This is a genomic window from Bacteroides sp. 2_2_4, assembly GCF_000157055.1.
In the GTDB taxonomy this organism is placed as follows: Bacteria; Bacteroidota; Bacteroidia; order Bacteroidales; family Bacteroidaceae; genus Bacteroides; species Bacteroides ovatus.
The window spans coordinates 139,719-165,979 of record NZ_EQ973355.1 but is presented as its reverse complement, the minus strand read 5'-3'; the positions used below and the strand labels follow the sequence as shown (position 1 = coordinate 165,979).

The following is a 26,261-nucleotide window of genomic DNA, read 5'->3' as shown; positions in this document are numbered from 1 at the left end:
GATGCAGATAATCGTTGTCAGCAACTCTCTGTCCAAACGTATAGAATACTTTATTGAAGCAGGCAAACACTTGCAGGTGGAAGTTCGTTTTATGACTTACGGGGAACTTTTTAACTGCTTGCCGCAACTACGGCAGGCAGTTATCAAACTGGAACCTTGTGTAAGCGATGAAACGAATTTCCTGAAATATGCGCTGTTGAATCAGGCATATAAGGAGACACTGCAACGTTTAGGCGAGATGAGGTTATCTGATGACGTGTGCTTTTTGAATACTCCCCATGCTTTATTACGTGCTCTTGATAAAAAGGAAACTAAACAAGTGTTGATGGACAGAGGGTTGAAAGTGACTCCGATGTTACCTTCTCCCCGTTCTTTTGATGAGTTGAGAGAGCTTCTTGCCGATTGCGGTAGAGGATGCTTTTTGAAACCCCGTTACGGTTCGGGGGCGGGAGGTATTATGGCTGTTCGCTATCAACCCAACCGGAATAAATGGGTAGTCTATACTACCTTGCAACAAGTGGATGGAGTCATTCATAACACTAAACGTATCAACCGTTTGAGTACGGAAAAAGAGATGATCCCGTTGGCGGAAGCTGTGATGCAAACAGAAGCTATTTTAGAAGAATGGATTCCTAAAGAGCAGTTGCAGGGAGAGAATTATGATCTTCGTGTAGTGTGTCGGGAATCTGAAATTGATTATATCGTTGTGAGATGCAGTAAAGGAAGCATAACCAATCTGCATCTGAACAATAAGGCACATTGGTGGAACGAATTGTCTTTGCCGGAAGTAGTGCGGCAACAAATCTATTTTCAGTGTCAGGAAGCGGTTCAATCTTTGGATTTGCAATATGCCGGAGTGGATGTACTGATAGAGAGAGGAACAGATATTCCTTATATAATAGAAGTCAACGGACAGGGAGATCATGTGTATCAGGATATGTTTGCTCATAATTCTATTTATATTCAACAGATAAAAAACATAAAAAAGAGATATAACCATGCAAATAGATGAACTGCCGGCTGGCGAACAGACCCAAAATCCGGATCTGGATATGAATCAGGTGGTGGGTACTCATGATATATTGATGCTTTGCTTTGATACCTTGCGTTATGATGTCAGCAAGGAGGAAGAAGAGGCAGGAAGAACACCGGTACTGAACAGTCACGGAGGAGAATGGGAAAAAAGACATGCGCCGGGAAATTTTACTTACCCGTCTCATTTTGCCATCTTTGCAGGATTTCTGCCTTCTCCGGCGGAACCTCATTCGCTACGCAGCCGTAAGTGGTTGTTTTTCCCTGTGCAAGCTGGTACGGGACGTATTCCGCCTGCGGGAAGTTATCCGTTTACGGAAGCAACTTTTGTGCAAAGCCTTGCCAATGTAGGTTATGAAACGATTTGTATAGGAGGGGTGAACTTCTTCAGCAAGCGTAATGAACTGGGGCGTGTGTTTCCCGGTTACTTTACTAAAAGTTATTGGCTGCCGACCTTTGGATGCACGGCACCCGATAGTACTGAAAAACAAATTGATTTTGCATTGAAGAAACTCGAAAACTATCCGGAGGACAAACGGATTTTTATGTATATCAATTTTTCTGCTATTCATTATCCGAACTGTCATTATGTGGAAGGCAAGATGAAGGATGATAAGGAATCACACGCTGCCGCGCTGCAATATGTCGACAGTCAGCTACCCCGTTTATTTCAGGCCTTTCAGAAGCGGGGAAATACGCTGGTGATTGCTCTTTCCGATCATGGCACTTGCTATGTAGAGGATGGATATGAATATCATTGCATATCCCACGAAACGGTTTATACAGTCCCTTACAAACACTTTATTTTAACGAAAAAATGAATCAACCGCTACCACGATATGTAGACTATATGTATAGTTATCCACATAAAACTGCTTATCGTTCTTTTCCGTCCCCGGTTTCGCTGGTTCCTTACCTGAAACAGGTGGAAGGACAGAAAGCATCGCTTTATTTCCATATTCCTTTTTGTAGTCATAAATGTGGATATTGCAACCTGTTTTCTCTGCAAACAAATCGTGCGGATTATATCGCAACTTATTTGGAAACTCTTCACAAGCAGGCGCAACAGTTGTCTCCACTCACTACCGGACTGGCATTTGATAGTTTCGCCATTGGAGGAGGCACACCGTTGCTCCTCACTGTTCCTCAACTGGAATACCTATTGGATACGGCTGCCTTATTCGGAGTGCATCCTTCACATACCTTTACTTCCGTAGAAACATCGCCGGAATATGCCGATCCTACCCGTTTGGACTTGTTGAAGCAAGCAGGAGTAGCTCGTGTGAGTATTGGCGTACAGAGTTTCCTTGACGAAGAATTAACAGCTTTGAAAAGACGTCCCCGGCAAGACATGATTAATCAGGCGCTGGAGGCTATCCGGAAGAGGCAATTCCCATTTTTTAATATTGATTTGATTTACGGAATCAAAGGACAAACTGTAGCCAGTTTTCTTTATTCATTGGAACAGGCTCTTCTGTTTCAGCCTAACGAACTCTTTATCTATCCGCTATATGTACGACCGGGAACGGCTATCACGGAGCGGGAATCCGACGATGTCTGTTTTCAGATGTATTGTGCCGCTTGTGATTTGTTGAAAGACAGAGGTTTTCTACAAACTTCGATGCGACGTTTTATTCATCATCCGTCTACTGATGCGGAAATCTCATGTGGGGATGAAGTGATGCTGTCGTGTGGCTCCGGGGGACGCAGTTACCTGGGTAATTTGCATTATGCCACCCGGTATACTGTTTGCCAGCGTTGTATTGCCGGAGAGATAGATGATTATATGGGCACTACTGATTTTACAGTGGCTCGTAATGGATTTATTCTTTCGCAGGAAGAACGGCGGCAACGTTTTATCATTAAGAATCTGATGTATTATATGGGGCTTGACAAGACCGAATATAAGCGTCGCTTTGGAGAATCACCGGATAATGTGACGTTGTTCCGACAGTTAGCTGAACGGCAATGGATAGAAAATACGGATAACGGTCGTGTTTGTCTGACTTCCGAAGGAATGGCATACTCCGATTATATTGGTCAGTTGTTCATTACTCCTGAAATAAGAGAACTGATGGAAACTTATTCTTATTGAACGAAATAGAAATGGAAAACGAAGGCTCTTTACTTTCCTTCAGGCGTATATATTATCGCGGCAAATTGAATAGTTGCAACTATACCTGTTCTTATTGCCCTTTCGGCAAGAAGTCGCATCTGGCAGATACGACCCAGGATGAACAGGCATGGAATCGTTTTATAGCAGCTATTGAACAATGGAAAGGGGAGCCGTTGCAGTTATTTATTATTCCTTACGGTGAAGCATTGATCCATCGTTATTATCGGAAAGGAATGATGCATTTGGCAGCATTGCCACAGGTGGCTGGAATTTCCTGTCAGACTAACCTTTCTTTTCCGGCTAAACACTGGCTTGATGAGATTCGTGTGACTCCCACTATGATAAGTAAGATAAGGCTCTGGGCCAGTTTTCATCCAGAGATGACTTCGGTAGAGAAATTTGCACATCAGATTCATATACTCCATCATGCGGGAATACAGGTATGTGTCGGAGCGGTAGGAAATCCCTCTGCAAAGGCCGTACTCAATGATTTACGGAATACTCTTTTGCCGGATATTTATTTATTCATTAATGCTATGCAAGGGTTAAGGACACCATTAAGTCAGGAAGATATTCAGTTTTTCAGTCAACTGGATAATCTTTTCGAGTATGACTTGAAGAATGCTCCGGCACAATGGGAAGTTTGCGCAGGAGGAAGGAATAATTGTTTTATCGATTGGAAAGGGGATATGTATGTTTGTCCCCGAAGCCGGGTGAAGATTGGTAATTTTTATCAAGGTGATGGAGCTGTTGTGCCGCTATCTTGCGAGAGGAAGGTTTGTGATTGTTATATTGCGTTTAGTAACCTGAACAATCACCCTTTACATCGAATCATGGGAGAAGAGGCGTTCTGGCGAATACCTGACAAGCCACTTATTACGACTGTTTTCTTCGATGTGGATGGAACACTGACTGATTCACAGGGAAAAGTTCCTGAAAGTTATGCTAACGCTTTGCGATATATGGCACAGTCCGTTTCCTTATATCTTGCCACTTCTCTGTCGATGGAGCAGGCGAAGAAAAAGCTGGGAAAGGCTCTTTTCGATTTATTCAGGGGAGGAGTGTTTGCAGATGGAGGTTTATTATCTTATTCGCGGCAGATTAAGTGTTTGCCGGTGAAAGTATATCCGGAGGTATATGGAGAATCGTCAAAAGTTACTATTCATAGTTATGAAGGAGTGGTTTACAAGTATAGTATATTGGTACGTGATAAAGAACAGAGAGAATCTATTCTTACCCGGTTGAAAGAAAATCCCTGCCAGGTCTTTCATAAAGCTCCGCTGATAACAGTCATTCATCCTGAAGCGAGTAAAAAAGAGGGGGTGCTTCAGTTATGTAAGGCTTTGGGTTTAGCTTCTGAACACACTTTAGTTGTAGGAAATTCGTTAAAGGACTGGCCGATGATGTCCGTGGTTTCTCATTCTTGTGCCGTAATGAATGCGGAACCCTTATTAAAAGAACGCGCACGTTATACGCTGAATCCGGATCGGTTGGCAGCTTTCTTTCGTTTTTCTAACGGAGATCCTATAGATCAAACCTCGTCTGATAATAGTTGATATATAGCTAGTTACATCTCCATAAGAAAATAAAAACCGGTTAAAATTTGGTAATTATGAAAACAAAGCCCATATTTGCAGCCCTGAAATAGGGACAGGCATAAAAATCCTCATCGGAGGGTGCTATAATAATAATTATAGTGCTGGATAAGATGAATGGTGCAAATCATTCGCTTGTCCGGCACTTTTTTTATGTTGTAACAAAATAAGATAAAGAGGAAAAGTATCGAAGAAACTATGAAAGAGTTAGATTTGACACAAGGAAGCGTACCGAAGGTATTGTTGCAGTTTGCAGTACCTTTTTTAATTGCTAATGTACTTCAGGCACTTTATGGCGGGGCTGACCTTTTCGTTGTCGGACAATATGATGATTCGGCAAGTGTGGCAGCCGTAGCTATTGGTAGTCAGGTGATGCAGACAATAACAGGTATTATTCTGGGTATTACTACCGGGACAACAGTGCTGATTGCTATTGCTACCGGAGCCAAAGACAATCGGAAAGTAGCTTTTACTATCGGATCTTCCGTATGGTTGTTTTCAATAACCGGCGTAGTGCTAACTTTGGTCATGGTACTTTTTCATGGTCGGATAGCAGAACTGATGCATACTCCCGTAGAAGCTATGGCAGATACGAAAAGCTATATTTTGGTATGCTCTCTGGGTATTCTGTTTATAGTGGGATATAATGTTGTATGTGGTATTTTGCGTGGACTGGGTGATTCTAAAACACCACTTTATTTTGTTGGGCTGGCATGTGTGATAAATATAGTGCTCGATTTTATATTGGTCGGTTATTTCCATTGGGGGGCTACGGGAGCGGCTATCGCTACTGTAACTGCACAAGGAGTCAGCTTTGGAATAGCGCTCTGGTTCTTATACCGGCACGGATTCCATTTTGACTTTTCACGGAAAGATATTCGATTGAACCGGAATCTGTCTAAAAAGATCTTGGTGTTGGGAGCACCTATTGCTTTGCAGGATGCTTTAATCAATGTTTCTTTTCTGATTATCACTGTCATTGTCAATCAGATGGGAGTCATTGCATCTGCTTCTTTGGGTGTTGTTGAGAAAATCATCGTGTTTGCTATGCTGCCTCCGATGGCTATATCATCGGCTGTGGCAACCATGACTGCACAGAATTATGGAGCGGGACTTATCAAGAGAATGAATAAATGTCTGGCTTCGGGGATTGGGATTGCTCTTGTTTTCGGTGTGTCGGTTTGCGTGTATTCGCAATTCCTGCCGGAGACTCTTACTGCTTTCTTTACGAAAGATGCTGCTGTGGTGGCAATGGCGGCAGATTATTTGCGAGGGTATAGCATCGACTGCATCGTGGTTAGTTTCGTGTTCTGCATTAATTCTTATTTCAGCGGACAAGGAAACTCGTTATTCCCGATGATTCACAGTCTGATAGCCACTTTCCTGTTCCGTATACCGTTGTCATACTGGTTCAGCCAGATAGATAGCTCGTCGCTGTTTATCATGGGATTTGCTCCACCCATTTCAACGGTCGTTTCATTATTGATTTGTATCTGGTATTTACGATATACCCAAAGGAAATTATATTTGAGAGGCACAATGATGCCTGCTATGTCGAATTAGGTGTTTTTAAGTGACATATATTAACTAAAATCTATTTTGTATGGAAGCTTATTTGAAGAAACTCTGTTTTGAGTATCAGGTGGATGAAAGAGAAGTGAAAGAGCTGTTGGCTCGAATGGAAATGGTGTATCTGGATAAAGGAGAAACGATTGCTTCTGCCACATTGCCAGAACAGAGCTTGTACATTATTGTTTCCGGTATTTTGCATACATATACCACTCATGAAGGAGAAGAGAGAACCAATCGGTTTTTCTCTGCGGGTGATGCTGTGTTATGCTATAATTCAAGTCAGTATTCTATCAAGACACTGACGAAATGTGCTGCTTATTACATCAGTGAAGAGGAGATTGAAGAGTTGTGTGCATCTTCAATTTCATTTGCGAATCTGGTCCGTCAACTGATGGAGTATCAGTTTTACTTTAAAGAGGAAGAGGATATGAATGCCCGCAAGCTGACAGTAAGGGAAAGGTACCTCTCTTTATTGGCGGAAATTCCGGATATTCTGTACAGGGTGCCATTGAAGCACATTAATCATTACTTGGGGCAGATGTGACCAGTTTGGGATATCTGGCCGGAAGTTCTAAATAGGAAATATAACCTAGACATATTTTTCTATGTATTCCTTATCAGATGGTTCATGGCTTATTCAATCGAATCGAATTTGAAAAGTCTTTGGATTATTTGGTAAGGAATACTATTTTTGTATTCTGAATGAAAAACTCAATACCTCGATATACTTTTTATAAGCATAAGTATGGGAGTGAACTTTTGGTCGATGTAGTAGAACTGAAGTATGTGAAGAAGTTCCTGGCTAAAAGTGCTGTCCACACTCTAAATTATTATGATATTACTTTTATAACAGAAGGTAAGGGAGCTTTTTCAGTCGATAACCAAACCTATGAAGCAATTCCTCGTGACGTTCTTTTCTCTAAACCGGGGGAAATCCGGAACTGGGATACTCATCATATCACCAATGGGTATGCTCTGATTTTCGAAGAAGAATTTTTGTCTTTCCTCTTTAAAGATTCTTTGTTTGTACAGCATCTTTCGTTTTTTCAGATAGAAAGTTCTTCATCGCTACTACATTTGTCTGATGAGCTTTATACACGCATACTTGAAACCTTGCATGATATAAAGATGGAGATTGATTCGTATCAACAGGGCGATGTACACGTTTTGAGAGCATTGCTTTATGAAGTCCTGATGTTGCTGGACCGTGCTTACCTTAAAATGACTTCGATAGAGGAGGGCAGAAGTAGGGAAGTTTCCAATAATCATGTAAGTAAATTCATGAATTTGGTTGCTACACATGCAAAAGAGCAACATTCGGTTCAATATTATGCGGATAAGCTCTGCATTACTCCTAATTATCTGAATGAGATGATAACCTCGACCATGGGAATCAGCGCAAAACAATATATTCAGAGCAAGGTGATGGAAGAGGCTAAGAGGCTGCTTGTTTATACGGACTTTCCTATAGCTGATATTGCATTTGAACTCTGTTTTTCAACGGTTTCTTATTTTATCCGTAGCTTCCGGCAGCATACGGGAGAAACTCCGTTATTGTATCGTAAAGTACACAAACCGTAAAAAGTGCTATTTCTACCTTTCTTTTTATTGCATTGCTTTCCTGGCATTTCTCTACTTTCGCATCAGATAATAAACCAATAATAAAAAGTAAAATGATGAGAGACGCGGAAAAAACAGTAGGCAACATGATTGATAAGCTGAAAACAGCTTTTATCGGTTCGATAGACGGTGAAGGATTTCCTACCATCAAAGCAATGCTGCAACCCAGAAAAAGAAAGGGGATAAAAACTATTTATCTGACAACAAATACTTCGTCCATGCGTGTGGCGCAATACCGTGAGAACAACCATGCGTGTATCTACTTCTGTGATACGAGATTCTTTAGAGGTGTCATGCTACGCGGTACGATGGATGTCTTGACGGATAGTGCCAGTAAAGAGATGATCTGGCAGGAGGGAGATACCATGTATTATCCGGAGGGAGTGACGGATCCCGATTACTGTGTATTGAAGTTTACTGCTATTTCAGGACGTTTCTATAGTAATTTTAAATCGGAAGATTTTGTGGTCGAATAAGGTGCAAGATGGGGTGATTGGAATGGTAATAACGGAGTGTGTCAAAACGCAGATTAACGCAAATTATCGCAGAAATAATTTTATAAGTCGTTGATTAATATATCAATATAATTGGAATAATCTGCGGTAATTTGCGTTAATCTGCGTTTTGACACACTCTGGGATAAGATGAAAAAACAGATGAAGTGATGATGACGGTAAAGTGTTGAAAACCAAAGATGAATTACTTTTCTTAATACTATAATTACTTTTCTTTATAAGCGGCGAAGGAAAAGGGGTGGAAAAGAGGTATTACTTTCTATCTTTGTTGAGAAGAGACAAGACACGACGCTGTTATAACCGTTATTGAATGAATCAAACTTTACCTTATCCGGGTTAATAACAGCTATCTCATTTTAATAACTAGAGTTGTTCAGGGGTAAGTTCAATTTGTAGCATTTGAAAAATGATGCCGTTTGTATTGAAACATTGGCGGGAAATCAAGAGGGTAAGGGGAATAGAAAAAGGTTACTATCAATAGATAGTAACCTTTACCTTTCTTATAAAAGAGATTGAGAGAATTTTAGTCAACAACGGTGATATGGTTGTTGCTAAATACATTCAATTCCAGCTTGTTCATGATGTATTGAATAGCTAACTGCGCTTTCACGGAGTTGCCCGAACCATCCAAGGGAGGAGCAAATGCGGCAATACCGAACTGTCCGGGCAGTACGCCCATCACACCGCCACCTACACCTGTTTTAGCAGGAATACCGGAAGTGTACATCCAGTCGCCGGTATGTTCGTAGAAACCTACGGCGGCAATCATGGCAGTGATTTTAGGAGCCAGGACGGCATCAAAAACTTCTTTTTTAGTCACAGGGTTCACACCACCGTTGGCGATTGTACCGGCTGCGATGGAAAGCTGCAATGCAGTAACTCCCAATGAACACTGGCGGGTGTAAAGGTCTAATGACAGATCCGGGTCATCATAAATCCGGTTGTAATTCTTCAGTAGCCATGCGATAGAACGGTTGTTGAAGTTGGTGTCCGATTCCGACTTGTACAATTCATCAATCAGTTGCGGGGCACTGCCGCATAGGTCTGTCACATTTCCTACGATGGCATCCCATTTCTTGGCAGAGTCACCGATAGGTTGTACCATACTACAGGCGGAGATGGCTCCGGCATTTACCAGTGGGGTAGACGGATGATCGTTCTCCAACAAGATAGCGATGATTGAATTGAAGGGCAAGCCTGTTGCGTCGGCTCCAATCTTGTCCAGAATCTCTTTAGCACCGTATTGACGCAGTGCCAGGATAGCCGTATGTACTTTGGATACGGATTCTATACCGAAGCGATAGTCAGTATCTCCCACATGGATGGTCTGCCCGTTGAGCAGGCAGACACTGATTCCAAAGAGATCCTTGTTGACATTTGCCAGATAAGGAATATAGTCGGCATTCTTGCCGCCGGTATTGGCCTTTACCTGATCGTATGCCTCCTGTACCACTTCTTTCAATTGAGCGAGTGTTACTTTTTTATCCATAGATCATTTTATTTTTTTACGGTTTTACGACGACCACCGTGGTTGAACATCTTGGCTTCTACCGGAAGATTCTTTTCTTGAGCCATACGGGTAGGAGTTGGATATTCCAGTTTTTCCAGTTCGGCGATGGCATTGTTGATGTCGCCCAGAAGCATATCTGCCATGTCACGGCTGAATCCCTGACGAACAACGACACGCATCACTACATAATCTTCCAGTTTAGAAGGCAATGTATAAGCAGGAACCATCCAACCATGTTGAGATAGTTTGTCTTGCAAATCATACAAAGTCCATTTGGCGCTCTTTGCATATTCCGGTTTCAGATACCAGATGAATAGCGGGTTCACAACATCTTCTGAGTAGTTAACGAACGGAACCATCTTGGCTATTTCACTATGGATATATTTGGCAATTTGCAGGGAGTTGTACTGCACTTCTTTGTAACCCTGGAATCCTAAGCGGATGAATTGATAATATTGTCCCAGAATTTGTGCGGCCGGACGAGAGAAGTTCAAACCTACCTGTGTAATGTTGGCGCCCAGATAGTTGACGCTGAATGACATTTCTTCGGGCAGATATTCTTTGCCTTTCCAACAAACCCATCCGAGTCCCGGATATACCAAACCAAACTTGTGGCCGGATACGCTGATAGAAAGTACCCATTTCAAACGGAAGTCCCATTTCTTTTCCGGATACAGGAACGGAAGGATGAAACCACCACTGGCGGCATCTACGTGGATAGGAATGTCATAACCGGTCTTGGCATTGTAAGCATCCAGAGCTTTATCCAATGCTTCGACATCATCATTCAGTCCAGTCCATGTAACACCTTGAATCGGTACGATACAGATGGTGTTTTCATCACACATTTTCAAAGCTTCTTCGGGGTCAAGAGTGGTTTTTTCAAGCGTCAAAGGCACTTCACGCATTTCAATCTGCCACAACTGTGCAAACTTTTCCCAAACAACCTGGAAACCTGTAGAAATAACAAAGTTTGGTTTATCAAATGGTTTGCCCTGTGCTTGTCTTTTCTTACGCCAACGCAACCAGGCAGCTACACCACCCAACATACATGCTTCTGAAGAACCGATAGCCAAAGCACCTGTTTTCCAGGTATCTTTTTCAGGAGAGTTCCACAAGTTGGCAACGATGTTGATACATTTACCGTTCATCACAGCGATACGCGGATATTCTGTTTCATCAATGTAGTTGATGTTGATGGCCTCATTCATCAGCTTGGTTGCATATTCGTCCATATAAGTGGTAACGAAAGTAGCCAGATTCAAACGGGGCTGAGTTTGAGCAAATGTTTCATCTTTCACCATTTGATAGGCGACTTCAGGAGTAGTAGGTCCATCAGGTATTTTCTCTACCGGAGAGGGTTGTAACATTCTGTCTGAACCAAATACATCGGTTTTTGCATCACCTTTTCTGAAATTTAAATCTTCCATACTAATTTGTTTTTTTAAAGGTTTAGGGCGATGGGGATTTTCCCCGTCGAATTTCCCACAACAACAGCAGATAGGTTTGAAAGTTTCCCGGTTTTACATTATTTGGCGTTTATTAAGGAGGAGGACGCCCTTATTGAAGCGGAGCTTTTGTGATTTAGCGGAAAAGCTTATGATCGTACTAGTTTTGAACTAATTTCGAGCTTGTGCAGATTTATTTTTGATGCCTAATGGGTTTATGGCTAATGATACATAATTTTATTCGTCTGACAGCTGTTATTCTTTCGTCTGACAACTGTCAGACGAAAAAGAAACAACTGCCAGACGAAAGTTCAACAACTGTCAGACGAATAAATTTATGTATGATGAATATTAAATCATCGCATATTACCAATTAAATTTTAGAAGAACTAAGATTAGTTCATTCCCACACGGTTATGAATCAATTGATATTTTAGCAAATAAGTATTGAAACGCAGATTAACGCAGATTTTCGTAAAGAATAAAAAAGTTCTCAAACATGGCGCAGCCTTCTAATAATCTGCGAAAATCTGCGTTAATCTGCGTTTCAATAAATGTTCATTTGGCTCATTTCGGTGCATATTTGAACTTTATAAAGCAACTATTGTTTTCTTCAAACCTAAACTTTTAACGAATAAGCATTATGAAGATACAGACGGGACGGGGAACAATTCCTCTTATTACTTTAATTGCCATCTGGTCTATTTCGGCATTGACTTCATTGCCGGGACTGGCTGTTTCACCTATATTGGGTGATCTTACGAAGATATTTCCAAAAGCTACGGATCTGGACATACAGATGTTGACTTCGCTGCCATCACTGCTCATTATTCCTTTTATATTGCTGGGTGGTAAACTGACAGAGAAAGTCGATTATGTCCGTGTATTAAAGGTCGGACTCTGGCTTTTTGCCGCGAGCGGTATTTTGTATCTGATTTCCAATCGAATGTGGCAATTAATTGTGGTAAGTGCTTTGCTCGGTATCGGTTCCGGTCTGATTATCCCTTTATCTACCGGGTTGGTTTCCAGATACTTTGTAGGAACCTATCGGGTGAAACAGTTCGGATTAAGCTCCGCTATTACTAATTTCACATTAGTGATAGCAACTGCCGTAACGGGCTATCTTGCAGAAGTCAGCTGGCATCTGCCTTTCCTGGTCTATCTCCTCCCATTGATTTCCATTCTGCTGGTAGGACATTTAAAAGAAGACCGGACGGGAGAAGTCGCTTTTACACCTTCTTCTTCTGCAGATACTACAAAAGACAACGAATCCTCCGAACAATCTACTTCCATAGATATAGGAGGCAGCAAGTACGGTATTCACATCAAACATCTGATAGAGTTGATGCTCTTCTATGGCGTGATAACATATATCGTGGTAGTGGTGATCTTCAATCTACCTTTCTTAATGGAAAAGCATCACTTTTCCAGTGGCAATTCCGGATTGATGATTTCGCTTTTCTTTCTGGCCATCACCGCTCCGGGTTTTTGCCTGGACAAGATTGTAGCCCTGCTGAAAGGACGTACAAAAGCATACAGCCTCCTGTCTATGGCATTGGGATTGTTGTTAATCTGGATAGCTCCGATCGAATGGCTGATTATTCCCGGATGTATCCTGGTTGGTTTGGGATATGGCATTATTCAACCTATGCTTTATGATAAGACCACCCAGACCGCACTGCCGCAAAAGACCACATTGGCTTTGGCGTTTGTGATGATGATGAATTATCTGGCTATCTTGCTTTATCCCTTTATTGTCGATTTTTTCCAGTGGATATTCCATACCCAATCACAGGAGTTTCCTTTTATCTTTAATCTTCTGATAACTATTGTTACTCTTTTCTGGGCATATCGGCGCCGTAATACCTTTTTGTTTAACGACCAATTAAAATAGAAAATGAAGAATAAGAAACTGGAAGCCAATCTTAGCATGGCTGTCTCGAAAGTATTTAGCGGTTTAAATATGAATGCCTTAAAGTATCTTCTGCCTTTGTGGATGAGTCCATTGACAGGAGCCACGCTCCGTTGCACATTTGCAGCAGCTGCTTTTTGGGTGATCGGGTGGTTTATGCCTCCGGAGAAATCGTCAACCAGAGATAAATGGCTCCTCTTTCTGTTGGGGGCTTTGGGACTTTACGGCTTTATGTTTCTCTATCTGGCCGGATTGAGTAAAACAACTCCTGTCTCCAGTTCCATATTTACCAGTCTCCAGCCTATTTGGGTTTTTCTTATCATGATATTCTTTTATAAGGAGAAGGCGGGCGCTAAAAAAATAATAGGAATTTCTATCGGTCTGATAGGAGCGTTGGTTTGCATCCTAACCCAGCAAAGCGATGATTTGGCCTCTGATGCTTTTACGGGGAATATGCTTTGTCTTCTAAGTTCTGTGGTGTATGCTGTCTATCTGATTCTTAGTCAGCGCATCCTCACGGCCATTGGAGCGATAACGATGTTGCGATATACCTTTTCCGGTGCTGCCGTGTCTGCCATTATAGTCACGTTTATTACAGGATTTGATGCCCCGGTATTCTCCATGCCGTTCCATTGGACGCCTTTCCTTATTCTGATGTTCGTATTGATTTTCCCGACCACTATCAGTTATATGCTGCTGCCTGTCGGTTTGAAATATCTGAAGACAACGGTCGTCGCTATCTACGGTTATCTGATTCTGATTGTGGCGACCATTGCTTCCCTTGCTCTCGGACAAGACCGTTTTAGCTGGACGCAGACATTTGCAATCATTTTTATCTGTATTGGAGTTTACCTGGTTGAAGTGGCCGAAAGTAAAGAAAAGTAAAGAAAAAAGGCATTCCATCACGGAATGCCTTTCATTATTTCATCATCATGTTTTATAGAGAGGAGTTGATTGCTTGCGCTATGGACTTGAATTCTTCATCCGACAATTTCAGTTTCGGATTCGAAAACAACATATCCGATTCCTTTTGAATAGGAATTAAATGAATATGTGCATGGGGTACTTCCAGTCCGATAACAGCTTCGCCTACCTTTTGGCAAGGGAATGCTTTTTTAATGGCACAGGCTACTTGCTTTGCAAACACGTGCATAGCAGCCAAGTCTTCATCGCTCAAATCGAAAATATAGTCTACTTCCTGTTTGGGCACTACCAATGTATGTCCCTTTACCAATGGATTGATATCGAGAAAAGCAAAAAACTTTTCGTTTTCTGCCACCTTGTAGCAGGGGATTTCTCCTGCGATGATTCTACTGAATATTGTTGCCATAACTTTTATTGATAAATTAAGGCAAGCCTCACATGGAGACCTGCCTTTACGTTAAATTGATATGTTTACTACTTCCAGTGCAATTTTACCTTGTGGAACAGTGATTTCGGCTACATCACCCACCTTCTTGCCAAGCAGACCTTGTGCAATCGGGGTGTTAACGGAAATTTTTCCTTCCTTCAGGTTAGCTTCACTTTCGGAAACGATGGTATAAGTCATCTTCATACCGTTCTTTACATTCTTCAGTTCCACTTTATTTAAAATCTGTACAGAATCTGTTTTCAGCTTAGATTCATCAATGATTTTTGCGTCTGCAATGGTAGCTTTCAATTTGTTGATGCGCATTTCAAGCATACCCTGCGCCTCTTTGGCGGCATCGTATTCTGCATTTTCCGACAAGTCTCCTTTATCTCTGGCTTCGGCTATTGCCGCAGAGATCTTCGGGCGTTCCACTGTTTCCAGTTCCTTCAGTTCCGCCATCAGTTTCTTGTAACCTTCTTCTGACATATAAGCCATGATGTTTTCCTCCTTTAATTGTTTTAAATGGTCATATAAACAAAAAAGAATTCCAACATGAGCCATGTTGGAACCCTCTTATCATTATTTCTTTGCAAAGATAGACTTTTAAGTGATACGTGTCAAGTGAAAAAAGATGCTATGTAACATATTTAAATGAAATATGCTAAATTATAACAACTTAGAGCAATGACTTGACAGCTGCTTCCAAATCCTTGATATCTTCGCCGCGAAGCTTTAATTCGTTGTTACGGTTAATCAAAAAGATAGATGGAACTTGACGAACATTATATACAGCTACGTTGGTAGAATACACTCCGTTTCCATCGCGTACACAAACCCAAGGAAGGTTGTCTGCCGCAGTTTTCCAGTAGTGTTCGTCCGCATCGAGAGATACCTGATATATTTCCAGTCCTTGTTTTGCGTATTCATTATATAGTTCGCGAAGCATCAGGTTGTGAGGAGAACCGGCAGGCGACTGGAATACAGAGAAATCGAGCAATACGACTTTTCCTTTCAGGTCGGTCAGTTTGCGCACATTTCCTTTCACGTCACGCAGGGCGATGTCGATAATGCCGGTTTCCACTATTTTCTCTTGAGGAATTTCCAATGCTTTCGCCTGTGGCTGGCGCGTGTTCTTCATCCCCTTAATTACAATATTATAAAGGTTCTTGGAACGTACGGCATGAGGGAACGCATTGTTGAGGCTCGTAGCGACAGCAGCGAAACATTTCACATCATCTTTATTGTTCAACGGATCGAATATCAGGTAATTATTGAGTTTCTGGAACAGGGCAAAGTAAGCGGCTGCCGTGTTGGGAGCAGCGAAAATATAGTTCACTTTGACATCTTCCTTGTAATTGTTGAGCAACGTTGCCAGACTGTCTTCAAATACATCATGCCCCATTCTGTTACTGCGTAAAGCTGCCAGCAAGTCGTCCACCTCTTTTTGAAGGCGGATCTGCTTCAGCGTCAGCTCTTTTATCTTGTTGCTGTTTTCCGAACCTTCCACCGTGTAAGTAGTGGAGAAATCCACATACGGAGCTTTGATCTGAATCGTTTCGATAGAATCTACAGAAAAATTGATGATTTTGTCGTCAATCCGCAAACGATAAAATTCGGGTGATTCGGGACGAGGCTGCTTGAAACTGAATGTACCTTCCCCCTTCAGCTTCACTGAATCGAGCGGAACAATACCTTCCAGACCGGAAGCTTCGAGATAAAGCATTTTACCGTCGGCTCCTGATACATCCCCGTTCACCTGGAATTTAGGGCCGGAACTACAAGCAGTAATAGTAAGTGCGGCGAGCGCTGCAAAAGTAACCTTTTTCATATAGTGTGTGTTATTAACGAGATGCAAATATACTTCTTTTCGAGATTAGTCAAAGCATTTTGCCGGGTTCTTCATCCTAATTTTGAAAAAAAATCAGTTCACCACTAACTTTTTACCTCATTTCCACCTGATTACCACGATAAATGTATATCTTTGCAGGAATTTTGAAAGAAAAAGTATAGATAAAACAATTTTTATGATTAACCCAATTGTTAAGACAATCGAGTTACCTGATGGAAGAACCATCACACTCGAGACGGGAAAGTTGGCAAAACAGGCAGACGGTTCTGTAATGCTTCGCATGGGCAACACCATGTTGTTAGCTACTGTTTGTGCCGCTAAAGATGCAGTTCCCGGAACAGATTTTATGCCTTTACAGGTAGAGTACAAAGAAAAATTTGCGGCATTCGGCCGTTTCCCTGGTGGTTTCACCAAGCGAGAAGGTAGAGCTTCTGATTATGAGATTCTGACTTGCCGTCTTGTAGACCGTGCTCTCCGTCCTTTATTCCCCGATAATTATCACGCAGAGGTATATGTGAACATCATCCTCTTTTCTGCTGATGGTGTGGATATGCCGGATGCATTGGCAGGACTTGCCGCTTCTGCAGCACTTGCCGTTTCAGATATTCCTTTCAACGGACCGATCTCTGAAGTGCGTGTAGCACGTATCGACGGTCAGTTCGTTATCAATCCTACTTTTGAACAACTGGAAAAAGCTGACATGGACTTGATGGTAGCCGCTACTTATGAGAACATCATGATGGTAGAAGGTGAAATGCATGAAGTATCTGAAGCTGAATTGCTGGAAGCAATGAAAGTGGCTCACGAAGCTATCAAGATTCATTGCAAAGCGCAGATGGAGTTGACTGAAGAGGTTGGAAAAACTGTAAAACGTGAATACAACCACGAAGTAAACGACGAAGACTTGCGCAAGGCTGTTCGCGAAGTATGTTACGACAAGGCTTACGCAGTTGCTGCTTCCGGAAACAATAACAAACACGAACGTTTTGCTGCTTTCGAAGCGATCCGCGAAGAATTCAAAGCTCAATTCTCTGAAGAAGAATTGGACGAAAAGGCTGCATTGATCGATCGTTACTACCACGATGTAGAAAAAGAGGCCATGCGCCGTTCTATCCTTGACGAAGGTAAGCGTCTGGATGGTCGTAAGACTACCGAAATCCGCCCGATCTGGTGTGAAGTAGGTCCTCTGCCTGGCCCTCACGGATCTGCTATCTTTACTCGTGGTGAAACACAGTCATTGACTTCTGTTACTCTGGGTACAAAACTGGATGAGAAGATTATCGACGATGTTTTGGAACACGGAAAAGAACGTTTCTTGTTACACTATAACTTCCCTCCTTTCTCTACAGGCGAAGCAAAAGCACAACGTGGTGTAGGCCGTCGTGAAATCGGTCACGGTCACTTGGCTTGGCGTGCTTTGAAAGGACAGATTCCTGCTGACTATCCGTATGTAGTACGTGTGGTTTCAGATATCCTCGAATCTAACGGTTCTTCTTCTATGGCTACCGTATGTGCCGGCACATTGGCATTGATGGATGCAGGTGTGAAGATCAAGAAACCGGTATCGGGTATCGCTATGGGATTGATTAAGAATCCGGGCGAAGAAAAATATGCTGTATTGTCTGATATCCTGGGTGACGAAGACCACTTGGGAGATATGGACTTCAAGGTGACCGGAACAAAAGACGGTATCACTGCTACACAGATGGATATCAAGGTAGACGGTCTGTCTTATGACATTCTGGAACGTGCTTTGAACCAGGCTAAAGAAGGACGTATGCATATCCTTAATAAGATTACTGAAACAATTGCTGAACCACGTGCCGACCTGAAAGAACATGCTCCACGTATCGAAACGATGACAATTCCTAAAGAATTCATCGGTGCTGTGATCGGCCCTGGTGGAAAGATCATCCAAGGTATGCAGGAAGAAACTGGTGCTGTGATTACTATCGAAGAAATTGATGGTATGGGACGCATCGAAGTTTCCGGAACAAACAAGAAATGTATTGATGATGCAATGCGCATGATTAAAGCAATCGTTGCTGTTCCTGAAGTAGGCGAAGTTTATAAAGGTAAAGTTCGTTCTATTATGCCTTATGGTGCATTTATCGAATTCTTGCCGGGCAAGGATGGTTTGCTGCACATCTCCGAAATTGACTGGAAACGTCTGGAAACAGTAGAAGAAGCCGGAATCAAAGAAGGTGATGAAATCGAGGTAAAACTGATTGATATCGATCCGAAAACTGGCAAATTCAAACTTTCAAGAAAGGTTTTGTTGCCAAGACCGGAAAAGAAGTAAGAAAGCGATAGCTTCTATATATAATGAAGGCTGTTTCAAATTTAATTTTGAAACAGCCTTCTTTTTTTCTATCAGCATACTTCTTTTAGCCTTTTCACCACAGAGGACGCAGAGGCTATAATTATCTCTAAACTAGAACTCTGAAAACTCTATGTCCTCCGTGTCCTCTGTGGTGAAATAGTTCGTTTATGAAACAAGAATGAGGTTTCCGCCTAAAACTAGGTTTTACAGGAGATGATTTCTGTATATCTTAAAAAATAAGATTTCTTATTAGTATCATCCGGAGCTGAACTGTTTTATATATAGAGTTAGTATATATTAGATTTATTCAGTTTATTAAAACCTTTAAAAAGATGAAAGACACCTTATTATATCCTCCCCAAAAAAGAATCGGAAAGTACCCCCATACTTCCCGATTCGAAACAGTCAAAAATCGACCTTAATCAATTTATTAACTTAACACGTCGCAAAGATATGAGAAAAATTTCTTTGAAAGAGCTTTTTTATTTAAAAAGTTTATGATACAGGCAAATATACCAGTTAATAAGGTCGTTTTTCTTGCTTTAAAACCAAAGCTTCACTCCTTTTAAAGGAACGACCCCTTCCTTTAAAAGGAAGAGGCCGTTGGTTCTAAAGAAATCTGGTGGGGTGTTTATATAGAAATTTGGATTAATGATTTTTCAATTATATAAATCCGTTTACAAGTTTGTTTTATACTCCTCTTTTATTCGTATTATGTGTGCTAAGTTCTTTTCCAGTAATTCATTTAGCTCATCATCCGAAAAACATTCTCCTAAATAGATCGTGCTTTCTGTTTCAAAATCAAATGATTCGTCGTCTTCATTCACAACAATCTCAATTTTTCCTTGTGCATCTGTAGAGATCACTGCATTGTATTTAGTCATCAATTCTTTGAGCCCTTTTATGAACCTGTATTCTTTGCTTGTCAATATTCTTTTCATCTTCACTTGCTCTTTTGTTTTGTTGCCCTTTCGTGCGGTAAAGTTCGTGATAATTTAACACATTATGCGCTGTTTGAAGTATTCATTTTATTCTATTTGTCAGGTTGTAATATTCCTTTTATCCATATTATCACATCTATTCGTTTTTTTCGTATATTTGCTTCGAGCGAAACTTTTCATTTGTATATTTGTTGGATTTTAAAAAGAAAGAAAATAAAAATGGAAACAGAAGAATTGACAATTGGGAGAGTCCATCACGGACGCAATATACGTCGTACCCGTATTGAAAAGAATATGAACCAGGAGGGTTTGAGTGAATTAGTACATCTCTCACAACCTGCTGTTTCTAAATATGAGAAGATGAAGGTGATTGATGATGAGATGTTGCAACGCTTTGCACGTGCATTGAATGTCCCTTTCGATTATCTCAAGACTTTGGAGGAGGATGCACAGACGGTGGTGTTTGAAAATAATACGGTGAATAATTCAGAACAAAGTGCAGGTGGGGCAAACATCAGCATGGGTATAGTTAAGTCTGATACCGAAGATAGTATTAATGATAGTCGAGTTAACAACTTCAATCCTATCGACAAAATCACTGAACTCTACGAGCGTCTTTTAAAAGAAAAGGATGAAAAGTATGCAGCATTAGAACGCCGTTTGCAGAATATTGAAAAAAGTCTGCAGAAATAAGAGACAGATAAATTGAAAGGAATCGCAATATGATGAAACAAATACCTTACGGAATAACTGATTTTAGCCGAATTCAGAAAGAGAATTATTATTATGTAGATAAGACAATGTTCATTGAAAAAATAGAGATGCAACCGCCTTATCTGTTTCTGATACGTCCTCGTAGATTTGGGAAGAGTCTGACTTTGGCTATGTTAGAGGCCTATTATGACGTAAATCATGCTGAACAGTTTGACGAGTTGTTTGGTCAGCTATACATAGGTCAGCATCCGACGAAGCTTCACAATCAGTTTCTCATCATGCGATTTAATTTTTCGGAAGTGAGTTCCAATGTCAACGAAGTAGAACTATCGTTTAAGCTACATTGTTGTAGCAAACTTAAAGATTTTGTCTTTAAGTATGAAGATTTGTTAGGAAAAGAAATTTGGGATGTTCTTGATGAGAAAATACAAGAAGAACCCGGTGCTTTTCTGTCTGCGATTAATTCCTATGCTACCCGTAAGAAAAATATTCGTATTTATTTACTTATTGATGAATACGATAATTTCACCAATACCATTCTTTCAACTTACGGTACGGAGTTTTACAGGAAAGCAACGCATGGCGAAGGTTTTATTCGTGGCTTCTTTAACGTGATAAAATCTGCCACTACCGGAACCGGAGCTGCTCTTGAACGGTTGTTTATTACCGGAGTGAGTCCGGTGACGATGGATGATGTAACTAGTGGCTTTAACATCGGAACCAATATAACGACTGATCCTTGGTTTAATGATTTAGTTGGTTTTAGTGAGAAAGAATTGCGTGAAATGCTGACTTATTATAAAGAACAAGGAGTGTTGATGCAATCTGTAGATGAAACTGTTGTCATGATGAAACCTAATTATGACAATTATTGCTTTAGTAGAAGTAGATTGGTGGACTGTATGTTTAATTCTGATATGGTACTTTATTTTATGAAGTCTTTTGTTTTGCATGGGGAAAAGCCTGAAGAAATCGTAGATCCCAATATTCGCACTGACTTTAACAAGTTGGCATACTTGATAAAGCTAGATCACGGGTTGGGAGAGAATTTTTCCGTTATAAAGGAAATAGCCGAGCAAGGAGAAATCACTACTGACATCGTTACTCATTTCTCTGCATTGGAGATGACGGACCCCAGTAATTTCAAGTCTTTATTATTCTATTTCGGACTTCTTTCCATCAAAGGTGTGGACATGGTGGGAAGACCCATTTTACATGTACCGAATTTGGTTGTAAGAGAACAACTGTTTAATTTCTTGATACAAGGCTACATCAAGCATGATATCTTTAAAATTGACATGAACAGGATGAGTGCTTTATTTGAGAATATGGCTTTCAGGGGAGACTGGAAACCTTTGTTCGATTTTATCGCCAATGCTGTTCGTGAGCAAAGTCGTATCCGTGAATATATTGAAGGTGAAGCGCACATTAAAGGCTTCTTGCTTGCCTATTTAGGAATGTATCGTTATTATCAGCTCTATCCGGAATACGAATTGAATAAGGGTTTTGCAGATTTCTTCTTCAAACCTAGTCCGTCGGTTCCTGTACTGCCTCCTTTCACCTATCTGCTTGAGGTGAAATATGCAAAAGCCGGTGCTTCGGAAAAAGAAATACGTATCCTTGCCGATGAGGCACGTGGTCAGTTGCTTCGTTATAGTGAAGACGAACTAGTGGCAGAAGCCAGGGCGAAAGGTGAGTTGAAGTTAATTACTATTGTTTGGCGTAGTTGGGAGCTTGCTTTATTGGAGGAGGTAACTCTTTCTTAAGAGACAAGTAGCATACATGTTGCTATAAGGTGTGTGGCTCCTCTATCTTTTTCTGATTTTTGAAACGTTGATGAATAAGGAGATCACTTTTTCCTTTTAATGAATATCCCTAATAAGTCTTGAAGAATAAAATTTGCCTCTGCTATGGATTCCCATAATAGAGGCAAACTTATCAACATGAGACTTAGTTAAACAGTCTCTTGTTTTTTATGAATTTAACGAATCTTTTTTAGGACTTTAGAGAAGGAGTAAGGAAAGCTTTCCTCTTCCGTTCCTCTGTTTAAATTGGGCTGGCTTCCCATTTGGAAGTTAATGTTTCCTCCTTTTAATAAGTCTTCATGGCGTAGATAGTTCTTTTTATATTCTGTGCCGTTCAGATTCATTGTTTGAATATACATATTCTTCTTGTTGTTATCGGTTGCACGGATGATGAGGCTGTTACCGTTTTCAAGATGTAAGGTTGCTTTTTTAAAAAGAGGAGCTCCAACGACGTATTCGTCGGTTCCCGGACATACGGGGTAAAAACCTAATGCGGAGAAAACATACCATGCCGAAGTCTGCCCATTATCTTCATCTCCACAATATCCGTCAGGGCCCGGTGTGTACATTCTATCCATGACCTGGCGTAGCCAATACTGCGCTTTCCAGGGTTGACCGGCATAGTTGTATAGGTAGATCATGTGTTGGATTGGTTGGTTGCCATGCGCGTAATTCCCCATATTCATGATTGTCATTTCACGAATCTCATGAATAACCTGCCCGTAATAACTCTCATCAAAGACAGGAGGTACGGAAAATACAGAATCCAGCATAGTGATAAACATATCTTTTCCTCCCATTAAGTCAATTAATCCTTGTGGATCGTGGAATACAGACCATGAGTAGTGCCAGCTGTTTCCTTCGGTAAATGCATCTCCCCATTTCAATGGTGAGAATGGAGATTGGAATGTTCCATCTTCATTTTTTCCTCGCATGAGCTTGGAGTCTTTATCGAATACATTCTTATAGTTCATCGCCCGTTTGGCAAAGAGCTGTATTTCTTTTTCCGGTCGCTTTAATTCTTTGGCTAATTGATAGATACACCAGTCATTGTAGGCATATTCCAAAGTTCTGGCTGTGTTTTCATTGATTTTTACGTCATAAGGGACATAGCCTAACTTATTATAATATTCGTATCCGCGTCTTCCTGTGGAAGATACGGTGGGATGTACGTTCTTTGTTCCGTGTATTAACCCTTCGTACAAAGTTTTCACATCTTCTACTTTAATACCTTTTAAATAAGCATCTGCCAGTACGGAAGCCGAATTATTTCCTATCATGCAGTCTCTGTGTCCGGGGCTGGCCCATTCGGGGAAGAATCCGCTTTCTTTGTAGGTATTGATGAGCCCTTCCTGCATTTCTTTATTCATCGACGGATACATCAGATTCAGTAATGGGAAAAGACACCGGAAGGTATCCCAAAATCCGGTGTCGGTAAACATATATCCCGGTAGAACTTGCCCGTTATAAGGGCTGTAATGAACAGGTTTTCCGGCTTCGTCCAGTTCGTAGAATTTTCGGGGGAAAAGTAACGAACGGTATAAGCAGGAGTAGAAAGTGCGGTATTGATCGAGGTTTCCTCCTTCCACTTCGATTTTTCCCAGTACTTGGTTCCATGCTTTCTGTCCCTTTTGTTTTATCTGCTCCAGATTGTCATTTCCTAATTCTTTCATATTTCTTGCAGCCTGTTCGAAGCTGATAAAGTAAGAGGCGATGCGTGCATGTACTTGTTCTCCACGTTGAGTTTTAAAACCTATAATGGCTCCTGCATGGTCAGTTGTCTGTTCGGTTGCATTTTCTTGAATATTTCCATTATTTACAGTGGCTTTATAGGTGAAAGGCTTATTGAATTGAATAATAAAATAGTTCTTGAAGTTTTCGGGAACTCCTCCGCTATTGCGTGTACTATAACCGATAATTTTGTTTTCTTCTGGGATAATCTGAATAAAAGAACCTTTGTCAAATGCATCGACTGCGATATACGAATGTGCGTTTTCCGGGAAAGTGAACCGGAAGAGAACAGCACGTTCGGTCGGAGACATCTCCGTGACAATATCGTATTCGGCCAGATACACCTTGTAGTAATAAGGAGTTGCTTCTTCTCCTTTGTGTCCGAACCAGCTAGCCCGCTTTTCTTCGTCGAATTCAGGTTTACCCACCATCGGCATAATGGAGAACTGTCCGTAATCGTTTATCCATGGGCTGGGCTGATGAGTTTGTTTGAATCCACGGATTTTATTGGCTGTATAGACATATTGCCATCCGTCTCCCATTTTTCCGGTCTGTGGCGTCCAGAAATTCATTCCCCAAGGGCGGGCAATGGCAGGGTAGGTGTTACCTGTTGATAATTCAAAAGATGATTGTGTTCCCATTAACGGATTAACGTATTGTGTCCAGTCTTTGGACTGGGCAAGAAGCGTGCAGCTAAGCACTAAAAATAATAACCAACATTTCTTCATAATTTTCTTTTTGAGTTTATAGCTTGCGAAGTAATCACAGCGTTTTCATGTGTTGCCAATGTTGAATGTTCCAACGGGTTGAGACATGGCAAAGGTATAGCTTCGTGGTTAAGGTCGTGGTTAAAATCGTGGTTAATGCGATGGCTAATAGGCGCTTTTTTTATTAACCCCGCTAAAGAAACTATCGCAAAAGTACTTTTTTACTATGTTATTCAACTATCTATGTGAAATAGACAAATATACCTTACTGTTATTATTTGTATTAGTGTTCTTTTTGGTCGAACCATTTATGTGCTCAAGACTTTATATTAGCAGGCATTGTGAATGATGCTGTACAGTTAGCCGTTTCCAATTAGAAACAGAAACTATCAGATTGCTTGGTGATTGGTAACTGAATAGCCTTTTTGTGCGCCCGCCTATTTATAGATTTGTATCGGCAATTCCCCCTTTAGTGCTCCTATGGCATTAAATGCTAACGACTCCATTTCATTCTCTCCGGGATAAACATAGATGGGAGCCAGGAAAGAGATTCTTTTTTTCAGTCTTGAAATCACATAGTCCGAATAGGCGATACCTCCTGTCAGAAGGATGGCATCTATCTTCCCACAAAGTACGGTGGCACTGGCTCCTATCGCTTTTGCAACATTGTAAATCATGGCATCCAGTATCAGTTCCGCTTTTTTATCTCCTTCTTCGATAGATTGTATAATGGCGGGAACATCGGTTGTACCTAGATGGGCGGTCAGTCCGGCGCGTCCGGAGATACGTTTTTTCAATTCGTCTTTGGTGAGTTGACCGCTAAAACATAGGTCGATCAGTTGACCGGCGGGAAGTGTACCGGCACGTTCCGGTGAGAAAGGACCTTCACCGTCCAATGCATTGTTGGCGTCAATGGCTCGTCCGTGGTGATGGACTGCGACAGAGATACCACCTCCCAGATGGCAGATAATTAAATCCAGATTTTCGTATTGGGTTCCCTGCTCTTTGGCAAAGCGGCGGGCGATTGCTTTCTGGTTTAATGCATGCCAGATGGTGATCTTCGGCATTAAGGGAGAACCTGTAATGCGTGCTATATCTTCCAGTTCATCCACCACTCCCGGATCAGCAATGAAAGCCGGACAGTCGGGTAATGTGGAGGCCAGTTCGCTGGCAATCAATCCTCCTAAGTTACAAGCATGGGTACGCATAGCATGCACTGTATCACGTTTCATGGCCTCATTTACCTCATACACTCCGCCCGGTATCGGTTTCACTAAACCGCCGCGTCCGATGATTGCATCAAAAGAAAAAGGTATCTTATTGTTTTCCAATTCTTGTAACACCAGGTTTTTCCGGAATTCAAACTGGTCTATCACCTCGGGAAAAGCGGATAGTTCTTCTACAGAATGTTTTATATTACTGACAAACAGCGGAGTTTCATTTTCGTAAACTGCTATTTTAGTAGAAGTAGAACCGGGATTGATAACCAGAATTTTCATGAATAGTAGGCTTTTAGTGGT

Annotated in this window: 20 protein-coding genes and 1 pseudogene; 13 read left to right on the top strand and 8 right to left on the bottom strand. The window is 41.3% G+C overall.

Annotated elements, in window-relative coordinates:
- The first annotated feature begins 1 nt into the window (after nt 1).
- The 8 genes and pseudogenes from BSCG_RS26410 to BSCG_RS26445 all read left to right on the top strand — a co-directional run bounded on the left by BSCG_RS26410 (nt 2) and on the right by BSCG_RS26445 (nt 8,411).
- Nucleotides 2–1,012: an STM4014 family protein gene (locus BSCG_RS26410; RefSeq protein ID WP_004309702.1), complete on the top strand. Its 1,011-nt coding sequence runs from the start codon at nt 2–4 to the stop codon at nt 1,010–1,012.
- A complete protein-coding gene (locus BSCG_RS26415; protein ID WP_008774602.1) occupies nt 999–1,853 on the top strand; it encodes an STM4013/SEN3800 family hydrolase in 855 nt (284 codons plus the stop codon). Before BSCG_RS26410 ends, BSCG_RS26415 begins: the two co-directional genes overlap by 14 nt.
- A complete protein-coding gene (locus tag BSCG_RS26420) occupies nt 1,850–3,127 on the top strand; it encodes an STM4012 family radical SAM protein (protein WP_008648612.1) in 1,278 nt (425 codons plus the stop codon). The genes BSCG_RS26415 and BSCG_RS26420 overlap by 4 nt, the downstream gene beginning before the upstream one ends.
- Before the next feature lie 11 nt (nt 3,128–3,138).
- Entirely contained in the window at nt 3,139–4,704 is a 1,566-nt protein-coding gene (locus BSCG_RS26425) for an STM4011 family radical SAM protein (protein WP_032849288.1), read from the top strand.
- A gap of 237 nt (nt 4,705–4,941) precedes the next feature.
- Nucleotides 4,942–6,306: an MATE family efflux transporter gene (locus tag BSCG_RS26430; RefSeq protein ID WP_008648610.1), complete on the top strand. Its 1,365-nt coding sequence runs from the start codon at nt 4,942–4,944 to the stop codon at nt 6,304–6,306.
- 40 nt (nt 6,307–6,346) lie between these two features.
- Nucleotides 6,347–6,894 (top strand): annotated as a pseudogene (locus tag BSCG_RS26435) (Crp/Fnr family transcriptional regulator).
- Nucleotides 6,895–7,017: 123 nt separating this feature from the next.
- Complete coding sequence (locus BSCG_RS26440) at nt 7,018–7,896, top strand: helix-turn-helix domain-containing protein (RefSeq protein WP_008648609.1); 879 nt, start codon at nt 7,018–7,020, stop codon at nt 7,894–7,896.
- Between the two features lie 92 nt (nt 7,897–7,988).
- Nucleotides 7,989–8,411 (top strand): pyridoxamine 5'-phosphate oxidase family protein, encoded by a 423-nt coding sequence (locus tag BSCG_RS26445; RefSeq protein WP_004309698.1) that lies wholly within the window; start codon nt 7,989–7,991, stop codon nt 8,409–8,411.
- A 562-nt stretch (nt 8,412–8,973) separates the two neighbouring features.
- Here BSCG_RS26445 and glsA read toward each other — a convergent pair.
- Nucleotides 8,974–9,939, bottom strand: coding sequence for a glutaminase A (glsA, locus tag BSCG_RS26450; RefSeq protein WP_008774599.1), 966 nt, complete (start codon nt 9,937–9,939; stop codon nt 8,974–8,976).
- Nucleotides 9,940–9,947: 8 nt separating this feature from the next.
- Complete coding sequence (locus tag BSCG_RS26455; RefSeq protein WP_004311934.1) at nt 9,948–11,390, bottom strand: glutamate decarboxylase; 1,443 nt, start codon at nt 11,388–11,390, stop codon at nt 9,948–9,950.
- A 661-nt stretch (nt 11,391–12,051) separates the two neighbouring features.
- Here BSCG_RS26455 and BSCG_RS26460 point away from each other — a divergent pair.
- Nucleotides 12,052–13,302 (top strand): MFS transporter, encoded by a 1,251-nt coding sequence (locus BSCG_RS26460; RefSeq protein ID WP_004323288.1) that lies wholly within the window; start codon nt 12,052–12,054, stop codon nt 13,300–13,302.
- Nucleotides 13,303–13,305: 3 nt separating this feature from the next.
- A complete protein-coding gene (locus BSCG_RS26465; protein WP_004296266.1) occupies nt 13,306–14,205 on the top strand; it encodes a DMT family transporter in 900 nt (299 codons plus the stop codon).
- Nucleotides 14,206–14,257: 52 nt separating this feature from the next.
- Here the strand turns inward: BSCG_RS26465 and BSCG_RS26470 are convergent, their stop codons facing one another.
- The 3 genes from BSCG_RS26470 to BSCG_RS26480 form a co-directional block, all read right to left on the bottom strand.
- The gene (locus BSCG_RS26470; RefSeq protein WP_004311936.1) at nt 14,258–14,650 is read right to left on the bottom strand and encodes an HIT family protein; all 393 of its coding nucleotides are present in this window, start codon (nt 14,648–14,650) and stop codon (nt 14,258–14,260) included.
- 51 nt (nt 14,651–14,701) lie between these two features.
- Nucleotides 14,702–15,166 carry a transcription elongation factor GreA gene (greA, locus tag BSCG_RS26475; protein ID WP_032811363.1) on the bottom strand — a complete coding sequence of 155 codons (465 nt, stop codon included), beginning with the start codon at nt 15,164–15,166 and terminating at the stop codon, nt 14,702–14,704.
- Nucleotides 15,167–15,347: 181 nt separating this feature from the next.
- Entirely contained in the window at nt 15,348–16,499 is a 1,152-nt protein-coding gene (locus BSCG_RS26480; protein ID WP_004316642.1) for a TlpA disulfide reductase family protein, read from the bottom strand.
- A 196-nt stretch (nt 16,500–16,695) separates the two neighbouring features.
- Between BSCG_RS26480 and pnp the strand changes: the two genes are divergently transcribed.
- Complete coding sequence (gene pnp, locus BSCG_RS26485; protein ID WP_008774598.1) at nt 16,696–18,822, top strand: polyribonucleotide nucleotidyltransferase; 2,127 nt, start codon at nt 16,696–16,698, stop codon at nt 18,820–18,822.
- 698 nt (nt 18,823–19,520) lie between these two features.
- Here the strand turns inward: pnp and BSCG_RS26490 are convergent.
- Nucleotides 19,521–19,784, bottom strand: a complete 264-nt coding sequence (locus tag BSCG_RS26490; RefSeq protein WP_008644935.1) for a hypothetical protein — start codon at nt 19,782–19,784, stop codon at nt 19,521–19,523.
- 219 nt (nt 19,785–20,003) lie between these two features.
- Here BSCG_RS26490 and BSCG_RS26495 point away from each other — a divergent pair, with 219 nt between their 5' ends.
- Both BSCG_RS26495 and BSCG_RS26500 read left to right on the top strand, forming a co-directional pair.
- Nucleotides 20,004–20,477, top strand: coding sequence for a helix-turn-helix domain-containing protein (locus BSCG_RS26495; protein ID WP_004316645.1), 474 nt, complete (start codon nt 20,004–20,006; stop codon nt 20,475–20,477).
- 29 nt (nt 20,478–20,506) lie between these two features.
- On the top strand, nt 20,507–22,264 hold the full coding sequence (locus BSCG_RS26500) for an ATP-binding protein (RefSeq protein WP_008649769.1): 1,758 nt from the start codon (nt 20,507–20,509) through the stop codon (nt 22,262–22,264).
- A 215-nt stretch (nt 22,265–22,479) separates the two neighbouring features.
- Here BSCG_RS26500 and BSCG_RS26505 read toward each other — a convergent pair whose 3' ends face one another.
- Nucleotides 22,480–24,762, bottom strand: coding sequence for a GH92 family glycosyl hydrolase (locus BSCG_RS26505; RefSeq protein ID WP_004311940.1), 2,283 nt, complete (start codon nt 24,760–24,762; stop codon nt 22,480–22,482).
- Nucleotides 24,763–25,178: 416 nt separating this feature from the next.
- A complete protein-coding gene (gene buk / locus BSCG_RS26510; RefSeq protein WP_004306947.1) occupies nt 25,179–26,240 on the bottom strand; it encodes a butyrate kinase in 1,062 nt (353 codons plus the stop codon).
- Nucleotides 26,241–26,261 lie beyond the last annotated feature (21 nt).

Excerpts from the sequence above, each read along its gene's own strand:
- BSCG_RS26410 (WP_004309702.1), top strand. The coding sequence starts at position 2 with ATGCAGATAATCGTTGTCAGCAACTCTCTGTCCAAACGTATAGAATAC.
- BSCG_RS26415 (WP_008774602.1), top strand. The coding sequence starts at position 999 with ATGCAAATAGATGAACTGCCGGCTGGCGAACAGACCCAAAATCCGGAT.
- BSCG_RS26420 (WP_008648612.1), top strand. The coding sequence starts at position 1,850 with ATGAATCAACCGCTACCACGATATGTAGACTATATGTATAGTTATCCA.
- BSCG_RS26425 (WP_032849288.1), top strand. The coding sequence starts at position 3,139 with ATGGAAAACGAAGGCTCTTTACTTTCCTTCAGGCGTATATATTATCGC.
- BSCG_RS26430 (WP_008648610.1), top strand. The coding sequence starts at position 4,942 with ATGAAAGAGTTAGATTTGACACAAGGAAGCGTACCGAAGGTATTGTTG.
- BSCG_RS26440 (WP_008648609.1), top strand. The coding sequence starts at position 7,018 with ATGAAAAACTCAATACCTCGATATACTTTTTATAAGCATAAGTATGGG.
- BSCG_RS26445 (WP_004309698.1), top strand. The coding sequence starts at position 7,989 with ATGATGAGAGACGCGGAAAAAACAGTAGGCAACATGATTGATAAGCTG.
- glsA (WP_008774599.1), bottom strand. The coding sequence starts at position 9,939 with ATGGATAAAAAAGTAACACTCGCTCAATTGAAAGAAGTGGTACAGGAG.
- BSCG_RS26455 (WP_004311934.1), bottom strand. The coding sequence starts at position 11,390 with ATGGAAGATTTAAATTTCAGAAAAGGTGATGCAAAAACCGATGTATTT.
- BSCG_RS26460 (WP_004323288.1), top strand. The coding sequence starts at position 12,052 with ATGAAGATACAGACGGGACGGGGAACAATTCCTCTTATTACTTTAATT.
- BSCG_RS26465 (WP_004296266.1), top strand. The coding sequence starts at position 13,306 with ATGAAGAATAAGAAACTGGAAGCCAATCTTAGCATGGCTGTCTCGAAA.
- BSCG_RS26470 (WP_004311936.1), bottom strand. The coding sequence starts at position 14,650 with ATGGCAACAATATTCAGTAGAATCATCGCAGGAGAAATCCCCTGCTAC.
- greA (WP_032811363.1), bottom strand. The coding sequence starts at position 15,166 with ATGGCTTATATGTCAGAAGAAGGTTACAAGAAACTGATGGCGGAACTG.
- BSCG_RS26480 (WP_004316642.1), bottom strand. The coding sequence starts at position 16,499 with ATGAAAAAGGTTACTTTTGCAGCGCTCGCCGCACTTACTATTACTGCT.
- pnp (WP_008774598.1), top strand. The coding sequence starts at position 16,696 with ATGATTAACCCAATTGTTAAGACAATCGAGTTACCTGATGGAAGAACC.
- BSCG_RS26490 (WP_008644935.1), bottom strand. The coding sequence starts at position 19,784 with ATGAAAAGAATATTGACAAGCAAAGAATACAGGTTCATAAAAGGGCTC.
- BSCG_RS26495 (WP_004316645.1), top strand. The coding sequence starts at position 20,004 with ATGGAAACAGAAGAATTGACAATTGGGAGAGTCCATCACGGACGCAAT.
- BSCG_RS26500 (WP_008649769.1), top strand. The coding sequence starts at position 20,507 with ATGATGAAACAAATACCTTACGGAATAACTGATTTTAGCCGAATTCAG.
- BSCG_RS26505 (WP_004311940.1), bottom strand. The coding sequence starts at position 24,762 with ATGAAGAAATGTTGGTTATTATTTTTAGTGCTTAGCTGCACGCTTCTT.
- buk (WP_004306947.1), bottom strand. The coding sequence starts at position 26,240 with ATGAAAATTCTGGTTATCAATCCCGGTTCTACTTCTACTAAAATAGCA.